This is a genomic window from Siccirubricoccus soli (assembly GCF_024178315.1).
Lineage (GTDB): Bacteria > Pseudomonadota > Alphaproteobacteria > Acetobacterales > Acetobacteraceae > Siccirubricoccus > Siccirubricoccus soli.
This window is the reverse complement of record NZ_JAMZIK010000162.1, coordinates 1-10,712: the sequence shown is the minus strand read 5'-3', so window position 1 is coordinate 10,712 and position 10,712 is coordinate 1. Positions and strand designations below refer to the sequence as shown.

Below are 10,712 nucleotides of genomic sequence, written 5' to 3'. Positions count from 1 at the left end.
GGCCGAGCGGCCGGCCCGCGACCGACCAGCGCCGCACCAGCCGGTCCTGCCCGCCGGTCCAGAGGCTCTGCCCATCCGCCGCGAAGGCCACGGCCCAGACCGGCAGGCCGGGCCCCTCCAGCGTCGCGTGCAGGCGCCCCTCCGGCAGCTGGAACAGGCCGACGCTGCCGCCCAGCGAGGCGGCGGCCAGCAGCCGGCCATCCGGCGCCACCGCCAGCCCGACCACCGGCCATGGACCCACCGGCAGCTCCCGCACCGCGCCATCGGGCCCGAGCAGCCGCACCACGCCATCCGCCCCGCCCGCGGCCACTCCGCCGCCGGGCAGGGCCGCCAGCGCATTCTGCGGCAGGCCGTATTCGCCAATGACCCGCCCCGTGCCATCCGCCGCCCAGAGCCGGACCGTGCCGTCATACCCCGCCGAGGCAAGGCCCGGGGGCAGGAAGGCCAGCCCGTTCACCGGGCGCTGATGGCCCTCCAGCACCTCCGCCGAGCCATCCGCCCGCCAGCGCCGCACCGTGCCGTCCCAGCCGGCGGAGGCGAGCTGCCCCTCCGGTCCCACCGCCAGGGCCGCCACCGGCGCCGCATGGCCTTCCAGCACCTGGCGCGGCTGCTCTGCTCCCCCCGACGGCCAGAGGGCGATGCGGCCATCCTCCCCGGTGCTGGCCAGCCTGCCCCCGGGCAGCGCCGCCAGGACATTCACCGCCCCGCCATGCCAGCGCATCACCCGCTGCGCCGTGCCGCGCGCCGGGTCCCAAAGAATCACCGCCTGGTCGAAGCCGGCGGAGGCGAGGCCGCCACCCGGCAGCACCGCCAGCGCCCGCACCGGCCCGCCATGCCCGGCCAGCTCCTGCGCCCCGCCCGGGCCGGCAGCGAGCAGCAGCAGGAGGAGCGGCACGACATGCTTGAACTGCATGCGCAGAAATTTAACTTTTCTGCTGGAGCCGGTCATCAAGGCCGGCCTGGGAGGTAACGACAATGAGAACAACCTCGCACAGGGAGGGGGCAAGCCTGGTCATGCTGGGCGCTGCCATCCTGCTGGCCGTCGCGACCACGCTCTTCCTGCCCGCGCTGCATGTCCGCGGCACGGAGCAGCAGCTTCTCGGCCTTTCCGCCTGGCAGGCGGTGCCGATCCTGACATCCCTCAAGCTCCTCGCCCTGGTGCTGGCGATCGTCGTCGTGGTCTCGCCGAGCCTGGCACGCTACCGGGCGCCGGCGCTGGCCCTGGCTGCCTGCATGATCTTCGCCCCGGCCGCGGGCGCGCTGATGGCCGGCGTCAGCCCGGGGACTGATGTGCGGAACCGGCTCGTCGAGTTGAGCGGCAACCAGAGCCCCTGGGTCGATCCCGGCTGGGGGCTGGTGGTGCTGCCGGCCGCCCTGCTGCTGCTGGCCCTGGCGGCCGCCTGGGGCGCGCGGCGGAACACGCCATAGTGTCAACGGCAGTTGATCGTCAGCGGCCAACTACCCCTCGGAGCGTCTCCGCGGCATCGGTCGGGGGCCGATGCCGCTGGCATCAGGCCGTCATCCGGCGGCCAGCGTCCCGGAGCAGATCGCGTTCAGATGAAATCATCTGAACGCGTGAAGATTTCGCAAAACAACGGCCTAGAGCATGCTGCGTGAGCGCAAGCGAACGCAGCATGCTCTAGGCCCCGGCCTCGCGGTGGCCCGCCTCTGCGCCGGCCGCCCGGTGCGCTTCGCGGGCAGGGCGGCGGCCCGCCCGATGCCCCCGGGCCCGCGATCCGGCCCGGGGCACACGCCTTCGGGTTTCGCGCGGGGAGGAGCCTGCTCTAGCCTCGGCTGACCAAGAAAGAGCCAGGAGGAACCTCCATGCCCATCCCCCGCCGCAGAATCGGCGCGGCGCTGCTCGGCGGGCTTGCCGTGCCGGCGCTCATCCCTCCGGTGCAGGCCCAGGGGCAGCCCTGGCCCAGCCGGCCCATCCGCCTCGTCAGCCCCTTCGCCCCGGGCGGGCCGCAGGATGTGCCGGCGCGCCACTTCGTCGATTGGCTGACGCCGCGCCTCGGCCAGCCCGTGGTGTTCGACAGCCGGGCGGGCGCAGGCGGCGCGGTCGGGATGCAGTACGTTGCGCAGGCCGGGGATGGCCATACCTTCCTCATCACCTCCAACGCCGTCGCCACCCTGCCGGCGATCCGCCGCAACCTGGGCTTCGACCCCTTCGCCGACCTGCTGCCGGTGACGCTGGTGATGCAATCCCCCTACACCCTGGTGGTGCGCGCCAACGGGCCGGCGAGCCTGGCGGAATTCATCGCCGCCGCGCGGGCGACGCCGAACCGGCTGACCTATGGCAGTTCCGGCGTCGGTGCCTCCACCCACCTGACCGGCGCCATGCTGTTCCAGAAGGCCGGGGTGCAGGTGACGCATGTGCCCTATCGCGGCGCGCAGCTGGTGATGAACGCGCTGCTGGCCGGCGACATCGATTGCTATATCGGCGATGTCGGGATTCCGCTGGAGCATATCCGCAGCGGCACGGTGCGCTGCATCGGGGTGACGACGACCGAGCGCGCGCCGCTGCTGCCGGATGTCCCCTCGGCCAGCGACGTGGTGCCGGGCTTTGCCTCCACCCTGTGGTACGGGCTGTTCGCCGGCCGCTCCACGCCGCCGGAGGCGATCGAGCGCGTGCTGGCGGAGTTGGCGCCGCTGCGCGCGCCGGAGAGCGAGCTGCGCATGCGCGTCGCCGAGCGCGGCTCGGATTTGCTCCTCACCGGCCCGCAGCCCCTGGCGGAGCGCCTGCGTGCCGAGGTGCCGCAATGGCAGGCGGTGATCGCCGCTGCGGGCATCGAGCCCGAGTGAGGCGGCAGGACCAGCAGACTCAAAGGTGCCAGGGGCCTTTTGGCCCTTGGCGGGGAGGCCGGGAGAGGGTCGCGGCACTGCCGCGACACCCCTCTCAGAACTCGCGGCTCAGCCCCGCATAGATCGTCCGCCGCAGCCCGTACTGCGCCGCCCCCACGCCGATGCCCGTCCCGTCGCGCAACTGGTAGCTCCGGTCGAAGGCATTCAGCAGATCCAGCCGCGCGGTCCAGCGCCCGCCATCCGGCCCGGTGAAGGCCTGCCGCACGCCGAAATTGAACACCGCATAGGGCGTCACCTTCTCCGTCGCCGCGAAGCCCTTCCGCAGCCCGCTGCCATAGAGCATGGAGCCGGAGAGCTGCCCGCCCTCCCAGCCGTTCCAGACCACGCCGGCGGAGCCGGTGATGAGCTGGTCGTGGTCGGTGCGGACGTATTTGCTGGCGATATAGGCCAGCTCATCCGGCTCGATCGCGAATTGCCCGCTGCGCAGGTCCCGCCCGACGGAGCGCGAGAGGGCGAGGTTGCCGTAGATCAGCCAGGTCTCGTCCCGCCAATTGCCGCTGAACTCCACGCCATAGACGCGGCCCTGGCGGAAGTTGAAGGGCGTGAAGATCAGCGCATTGCCGAACTGGCCGAAATCCAGCAGGTCGCGGACGAATTTGTAGTAGCCGTCGATGCCGAGCGTCAGGTGCTGGCCGAAGCGCTGGGAGATGCCGAGGTCGAAGCGGTGGTCGCGCTGCGGCCGCGCCAGCCCGTTCTCCAGGCTCTCCGGCGCTGCGGTGGTGCCGAGATACCTGGTGAAGCTGCTGGCTTGCACCGATTCGAATTGCGGCGGCGTGAAGGTGCGGGCGTAGCCGGCATGGATGGTCGTCGTGTCCGTCGGCCGCCAGACGAGGTTGATGCGCGGCGAGACCTGTCCGGCAGCGGTGTACTGCACCGCCTGGTCCCAGCGCAGGCCGAGATTGAGCGTCAGCCTTTCGGTGAGGCGCCATTCATCCTGCAGGTACATGCCGTAGAGCCAGCCGGTGCGGCCATAGCGGTCGCCGATGACGAAGGGCGCGTCGATGGCGTTGCCGTCCGCATCCAGCGGCAGCACGGTGCTGTCGCTGCGGAATTGCGCGCGCTCCCCGGTGACCTGCCCGCCGAAGCGCAGCGTGTGGTCGGCGGCGATGCGCCAGGCGGCATCGGCCTGCACCCCGGCGGCCATGCTGGCGCGGAAGACGCTGGCGGCGCTGCCGTTGAAGATGACCTCGCCCGGGAGGCTGGGCGTGTAGGAGATGGAGGAGTAGCGGAAGAAGGGCGCCACCTGCAGGTCGATATCGCCCCAGCTCTTCTGCAAGGCGGCGACGCCGTACCAGTTCCGCTCCCATTGCCGGGCGCGCAGCGCGGCGCTGTCGAAGCTGTCCAGGCCGAAGGCGGTGAATTCCGGCGCCAGGCCGCGCGTCACCGGCAGGTTGAAGCGGTTGGCATTGCCGCCGAAGATCAGCGAGAGCCGCGTCGTGTCGTCGAGCTGCCGCGCGGCATAGGCGAGGCCGCGCCACTGCTCCGTCTGCCCGTTGATGGATTGCCAGGAGGAGGTGGGGTTCTCCACCCCCTGCTGCGAGCGCAGGAAGGTGCCGGTGGCGAACACATCCCAGCCGGCGGCGATGCCCGCCCAGCTCAGATGCGGCTGCCAGGTGCCGCGGGAACCGCCATACACGCCGATGCTGCCGCCGGGATCGAGCGTGCCGGTGCGGGTCTCGAGGTCAATCACCGCATTGGTGCGGAAACCGAATTGCGCGGGCAGGGCGCCGGTCAGCACGCTGACGCTGCGCAGCGACCGGGCATCGAAAACCTGGCCGAAGCCCGTCAGCCCCTCCGGCAGGGCGACGCCGTTGAGACGGTATTGCAGGTTGCGGTGCTCGCCGCGGACATGGATGTCCCCAAAGCTGTCCTGCACCACGCCCGGCGTCTGCAGCAGCACCTGGTTCAGCGGCTGGCTGGCGCCGCCGGGCAGGGCCTCGATGGTCTCGCGCTCCACTGTCACCTCCCGCGCGCCGAAGCGGGCGAGGATGCCCTGGCGGGCGGCGGCGGCGCGCTGCGCCTCCACCACCAGCTCGGGCAGGACCACTTCCGGCGCGGCGGTTTGGGCCAGGGCGGGAAGGGGGAAGAGGAGAAGGGCAAGGCAGAGGCGGCGCGGCATGAGGTAACGTTATAATATAACGTTGATGGCGCCAAGGGGGCGAAGCACGGCAAAAGGCTTGCCGCAGCCGGAACGGCCTGCTACGCGCCATCCCATGTCCGGCATGGCCATCAGCAAGCGCACGACGAAGAAGACGACCGCTCCGGCGGGGCGTCCTCTGGCGGCTGCGCGGTGACCATCGCGGCATAACCCCCAGCAAGGCCCCGCCGGTGACGGACGGGGCCGGCCAGCACAGGGCCCCGTCTCCCCGGCTTCCCAGGAGACACCGCCCATGCCCGATACCCTGCCCCCATCGCTTGCCGCCGCCGCCCGCGCCGGCGCGGCACGCCTGCCGCAGATCGCCATCCTCGGCGCCACCGGCGCGGTCGGCCATGCCCTGCTGGAAAGCCTGGAAAGCCGCGGCTTCCCGGTGGGCGGGCTGCGGCTGCTCGCCTCCCCGCGCTCGGCCGGGCAGCGCCTGCCCTTCCGCGGTCAGGAGATCACTGTGGAGGCGTTGGGCGAGGACAGCTTCAAGGGCATCGACCTCGCCTTCTTCTCCGCCGGCGCCACCCTCTCCCGCCAGTCGGCGCCGCTGGCCCGCGCCGCCGGGGCGGTGGTGGTGGACAATTCCTCCGCCTTCCGCATGGATCCCGCGGTGCCGCTGGTGGTGCCGGAGGTGAATGCCGCGGCGCTCGCTGGCCATGCCGGGCTGATCGCCAACCCGAATTGCGTCGCCGCCATCGCCACCGTGGCCCTGGCCCCGCTGCACCGCGCCCTGCCGATCCGCCGGCTGAGCATGGCCACCTACCAGGCCGCCTCCGGCGCCGGGGCCGCGGCGATGGCGGAGCTGGAGCAGGCGACCGCCGCCGCGCTGCGCGGCGAGGCCTTCACGCCCCGCGTGCTGCCCCACCCCTACGCCTTCAACCTGTTCAGCCACAACGCGACCATGGACCCGGAGACCGGCCATAACGGCGAGGAGCTGAAGGTGGTGGCGGAGACCCGCCGCATCATGGGCCTGCCGGAGCTGCCGATCGGCATCACCTGCATCCGCGTGCCGGTGCTGCGCGCCCATGCCATGGCCATCACCCTGGAATTCGACGAGCCCATGGCGCCGGAGCGGGCGCGGGCGCTGCTGGAAGCGGCGCCGGGGCTGCGCGTGGTGGATGACGCGGCGGCGAACCACTACCCGATGCCGGTCGAGGCCTCCGGCCGCGAGGAGGTGCTGGTGGGCCGCATCCGGCGCGACCTGGGCGATCCCTCCGGGCGGAGCCTGGCGATCTTCGTGGTGGGGGACCAGCTGCTGAAGGGCGCGGCGTTGAACGCGGTGCAGATTGCGGAGCTGGTGCTGCGGGGGTGATCGGGGGCGCTGCCCCCCGGCCCCGGCAGAGGGCTCTGCCCTCTGCACTCCCGCCGGGGAGGGTACCCCTCCCCGGACCCCGGTCTGAGTCCTTCTGCGGGACGGTTCGACCGGCGAGCCCGTACTGAGGGCCGGGCGGCGCCTTACCCGATCAGGATATGCGTCGCCTCCCAGGGCGTGCCGCCCTGGGCTTCCTCCAGCACGCCCGTCAGCAGCGTGGCGGTGGAGAGGCCGGCCAGATGCGCCGCACCGTCCAGATTCTCTGCTGCCCATTGCGCATGGTGCAGCGCGGCCCGCACCGCGCGGGGCAGGGGGGCGACCTCGCCGCCCGCCGCCTCCAGCAGCGCGGCGGCGGCCTCGGCCGCGCCGGTGCCGACAGGCAGGGCAGGATCGCTGGCGAGGCCGAGGGAGAATTGCCGCACCTCCGGCGTTGCCGTCACCCACACCCCCTCGGCCAGGCTCGCTGCCGTCGCCTGCCGCGCCGCACCGCTCTCCGCCAGTCCGGCCAGCGCCGCGACGCGGGACTGGCCGAGCGCCAGCGCCTCCGCAATGTCCAGCGCCAGCAAGGGCTGGCCGAGATGCTCTGCCAGCAGCGCGGCGAAGCCGGCATCACTCAGGCCGCCCCAGCTTCCGGCGAAGGCGGCGCCCTGCAGCACCCCCTCCGCCAGCGCCTCCAGCGGGCTGCCGGCCCCCAGACGCGCGACGGCGATGGCGAGGCTGTCGGCATCCGGCGCCGCGCCGAAGGCGGCGGCATAGAGGCGCAGCACCGCCGCCGCCGGATCCGCCGCCGCCGTCACCAGCGTGCCGTCGGTGAATTCGAAGCGCTCGATGCCGCTGAAGCTGGCCCGGCCGGCGGTGCTTTCCGCCGTGCCGGCGCCGAGCCCCAGCGTCACCGCCGCCCGCGGCTCGCCGAAGCGCAGCGTGTCCAGCCCGGCGCCGCCCGCCAGCTCATCCGCCCCGCCGCCGCCGACCAGCGTGTCATCCCCCGCGCCACCCAGCAGCGTGTCATCCCCGGCGCCGCCGAGGAGCAGGTCGGCAAGGTCGGTGCCGACCAGGCGATCCGCCCCCGCCGTGCCTTCCCCGCGCACCGCGTGGACTGCGCCGTCCCAGGACCAGCTCTGGCCGCGCGCCTGTTCCGCCGCCTCCGTGCCGTAGAGGCGCTGCACCGCTGCCGCATCCACCTCCCGCGGCGCCGCCGGCTGGCCGAGTGCGCCGGTGGTGGAGGACATCACCGTGACATCCCGCGTGGTGCCGGCGGGCGGGTGCTCCAGCCCCAGCGCATGGCCGATCTCGTGCAGCAGGGTGGCGAAGCCGATGCGTGTGGCGCTGGGCGCCAGGCTGTCCGCGCGGAACAGGCTGAGGGAGAGGGCGACATCTCCGGCGAGCACCGGATCCTCCGGCCCCCAGCCCGTGCCCGCCACGCCGAGCCCCATGCCCTCCAGCCGGAAGCGCAGATCGATGCCGGCACCGCCCGCGGTATCCGGCACCTCGAGGAAGCTCAGGCCGGAGATGGCGGCCCAGGCGGCCAGGGCCTGGCGGGCGCTCCCCTGCTGCGCGGCGCTGAAGGCGGCCCATTGGCCGGGGGCGAGGGCATTGCCCAGCGGGTCCAGCCCGTCCGTGGCGAAGCTGAAGGTCAGCACCAGCGGCCCGCCGCCGCGCCAGCCGGTCTCGCCGGCGGTGAGCAGCAGGTCGGGAGCGAGGCTGGCCATGGCGCAGGGTCCTTCCGGGGCGGAAGACCTAGCCGGGCGTTAACCTTCTATCAATCAAAAAAGAGACTACTAAGATTTGTGAGACAATTCGGTGCGCGGCCCGCCCAGCCCGAACACCCGTCCCCGGGGCAGCAGCGGCCGCGGATCCGCCCCCGCCGCCCGCAGGCTGCCCCAGAGCGAGACCGCCACGCTGTCCAGCACCGGGATGCCCAGCGCCGCCTCCAGCGCCGGCGCGCCGAGGCCGCCGCGGAAATTGGTGCAGTGGATGGCGATCGCCTCCGGGCCTGCGGCCGCCACCTCCCGCACCAGCGCATCCACCTTCGGCGCCGGATGCTCGGCGAAGGAGTAGTTGCCGGGGTCTTCCAGATGCCGCTCCGCCACGCAGGTCAGGCCGGAGGCGGCGAAGCGCGCCAGGATCGCCCGCTGCACCTCCGCCAGGTAGGGGGTGACGAGGCCGATCCGCTTGGCCCCGAGCGCGGCGAAGGCGTCCATCAAGGAAAGCGTCGCGGTGGTGGCGGGAATGCCGGTGGCGGCGGTGATGGCGGCGCAGAGGGCGCGATCCTGCTCGAGGCCGAGCCAGGCGCCGGAGGTGCCGTTCCAGCAGATGGCATGCACCTTCGCATCCGCCAGCAGCTCCGCCGCCGCGATCACCGGCGCCGGGTCGAATTGCGCCGAGGCCGCCTCGCCGAGATTGATCGCCAACACGCGGAAGCGGGCGAAGTGCGCGGTGACGCCGGGCAGGCCGCGCAGCATCTCCGCCGTCAACGGCTCCAGCACCGTGTTGGAGGATGGGGTGAGCATGCCGAGGCGGATCATGGGGACTCCTGGGCGCCGAGGATACCGAGCCTTGGCCGGTTCCGCGCGCCGGGCAAGCCGGGCCGCAGCACGCCGCGCCAGCTGGCCTGATGAGGCGACGCCGGCAGGCAGTCCTCGCTGGGGCAAGAGCCCGAGGGCCGGGCTTCGCGGCCGGGGTGCCGAGACCGCGTCAGGACATGGTCACGGCGTGACGGCGGCCTCAGTCAACCCGTTCATAGCGCAGTCCCCGCGCCAGCCAGCACCCCACCTCCACCCCGGCCACCTTCCCCGCCCCATCGCGGCTGAAGGCCAGGGTCCAGTCGCCCGGTGGCGTGTGGTCCAGGGCGCGGGGGCAGGGCAGCAGCCAGAGATCGGGGCCGATCGGCGTCAGCGCCTCCATCCGCCCCTGGCCCAGCGGGCCGGAGAAGCCGCCATGGATCGGGCCGCCGGCCTCCTCCACCGCCAGCTCCGCACCCAGCTCCGCGCAGCGGTAGCGGCCGGCGATATCGGGCGCGGCCGCGCCGCCGGCGGGCACCAGGCGGGAGGCCAGATTCTCCCCGCCGCGCTCCAGCCACAGCCCGTCCGCGGCGGGGCGAAGCCGGGTGCGGCCGGCCACCGCGCTGCCATCCGGCTGCAGCTCCAGCAGCTCCGGCGTATGGCCGAAGCGCAGCCGGAGGCGGCCAGGGCCGGCCGTTTCCACCCGTGCGGAAAGCCCGGTTTCAGCTTCCCGATAGACCCCGAGCCAGGAGGGCGGCGGCAGCTCCTGTGGCGGCGCCGACGCCTCGTCCAGCACGGCGCGCAGCAGGCCCATCGCCGCCGCATTGGCGTCCGAGAGGTGGTTGAACATGACCACCACGGAGACCCGCTCCCCCGGTACGTAAAGCCGGTGGCTGCGCCAGCCGCGCAGCGCGCCGCCATGGCCGGTCATCGCCCGGCCGAAGGCATTGCCGCGGGCGAGGCCGAAGCCGTAGCTCGCCGCCGCGCCATCGGCGAAGGCGACGGGGGTGGAGAGGCGGCGGTAGAGCGAGTCCGGATCCTCCCGCGTCGCGTCGATCCAGCGCTCCCAGGCGATCATGTCGTCCAGCGAGGCGGCGAGGCCGGCATCGCCGGTCCAGAGGATGCGGTTCTCTGCCGCGCGGAAGCCGAGGGCGGGATTGCCCTCATAGCCTTCCGTGCCATCGGGCAGGGCGCGGGTATCGGCGGCCAGCACCGCGCTTCCCATGCCGGCCGGGGCGAAGAGGCGGCTGCGCAGCAGCTCGGCGAAGCCGCGGCCCGTATGCGTCTCCAGCGCATCGGAGAGCAGGCGGAAATTCTGGTTCACATAGGAGTAGCGCGTGCCCGGGGCGAAATGCAGGCTGCGCGTCTCGGCGATGAGCTGCCACGCCTCGGCATCGCCGAAAGGCGCCTCCACCGGGGAGCCGAGCAGCATGGCCACGGCCCAGTAGTCCCTGAGCCCCGACTGGTTGTGGCAGAGCTGCAGCGCGCTAGGCACCGGGCCCACCAGATGCGGCAGCCGCGCGGCGATGATCGGGTCCAGCATGGCGGGATCGCGACAGGCATCGAGCACCAGGGCGCAGGTGAACTGCTTGGTGATCGAGCACATGCGGAACAGCGTCGCGGGGGTGAAGGGGATGCGCCGCTCCGCATTGGCGTAGCCCCAGGCGTGGCGGGCGAGGACCTCGCCGGCGCGCAGCACGGCGACGGCGCCGCCGGGGCCGGGGAAGTCGCGGGGCAGGGCGGCAAGGGCAGCGTCGAGGCGGGTGGCGAGAGACATGCCGGGAGTGTGGCGTGGTGGGGAGGGAGCGGCAATCCGGGGGCTCCGCCCCCGGGCCCCTGGCAGAGGGCTCTGCCCTCTGCACGCCCGCCGGGGTCCGGAGGGTTGGGGGTC

General features: G+C 73.1%; 8 protein-coding genes. 3 read left to right on the top strand and 5 right to left on the bottom strand.

What is annotated here, in order from left to right:
• Positions 1 to 913, bottom strand: a 913-nt coding sequence (locus tag NJ376_RS22915) for a WD40 repeat domain-containing protein (RefSeq protein ID WP_252955610.1), incomplete at its 3' end; no start/stop codon positions are given.
• A gap of 101 nt (positions 914 to 1,014) precedes the next feature.
• On the opposite strand from NJ376_RS22915, the gene NJ376_RS22910 reads away from it, so the two are divergent.
• Together NJ376_RS22910 and NJ376_RS22905 are read left to right on the top strand one after the other, a co-directional pair.
• Positions 1,015 to 1,428 (top strand): hypothetical protein, encoded by a 414-nt coding sequence (locus NJ376_RS22910; RefSeq protein WP_252955609.1) that lies wholly within the window; start codon positions 1,015 to 1,017, stop codon positions 1,426 to 1,428.
• A 396-nt stretch (positions 1,429 to 1,824) separates the two neighbouring features.
• The gene (locus NJ376_RS22905; protein WP_252955608.1) at positions 1,825 to 2,805 is read left to right on the top strand and encodes a Bug family tripartite tricarboxylate transporter substrate binding protein; all 981 of its coding nucleotides are present in this window, start codon (positions 1,825 to 1,827) and stop codon (positions 2,803 to 2,805) included.
• A 94-nt stretch (positions 2,806 to 2,899) separates the two neighbouring features.
• Here NJ376_RS22905 and NJ376_RS22900 read toward each other — a convergent pair whose 3' ends face one another.
• On the bottom strand, positions 2,900 to 4,984 hold the full coding sequence (locus NJ376_RS22900) for a TonB-dependent receptor (RefSeq protein ID WP_252955607.1): 2,085 nt from the start codon (positions 4,982 to 4,984) through the stop codon (positions 2,900 to 2,902).
• 271 nt (positions 4,985 to 5,255) lie between these two features.
• Here NJ376_RS22900 and NJ376_RS22895 point away from each other — a divergent pair, with 271 nt between their 5' ends.
• On the top strand, positions 5,256 to 6,320 hold the full coding sequence (locus NJ376_RS22895; RefSeq protein ID WP_252955606.1) for an aspartate-semialdehyde dehydrogenase: 1,065 nt from the start codon (positions 5,256 to 5,258) through the stop codon (positions 6,318 to 6,320).
• A 143-nt stretch (positions 6,321 to 6,463) separates the two neighbouring features.
• Here NJ376_RS22895 and NJ376_RS29025 read toward each other — a convergent pair whose 3' ends face one another.
• The 3 genes from NJ376_RS29025 to NJ376_RS22880 form a co-directional block, all read right to left on the bottom strand.
• Complete coding sequence (locus NJ376_RS29025) at positions 6,464 to 8,029, bottom strand: matrixin family metalloprotease (protein ID WP_305880016.1); 1,566 nt, start codon at positions 8,027 to 8,029, stop codon at positions 6,464 to 6,466.
• A gap of 69 nt (positions 8,030 to 8,098) precedes the next feature.
• On the bottom strand, positions 8,099 to 8,845 hold the full coding sequence (locus NJ376_RS22885) for a maleate cis-trans isomerase family protein (protein ID WP_252955605.1): 747 nt from the start codon (positions 8,843 to 8,845) through the stop codon (positions 8,099 to 8,101).
• A gap of 199 nt (positions 8,846 to 9,044) precedes the next feature.
• The gene (locus NJ376_RS22880) at positions 9,045 to 10,598 is read right to left on the bottom strand and encodes a D-aminopeptidase (protein ID WP_252955604.1); all 1,554 of its coding nucleotides are present in this window, start codon (positions 10,596 to 10,598) and stop codon (positions 9,045 to 9,047) included.
• Positions 10,599 to 10,712: the final 114 nt, after the last annotated feature.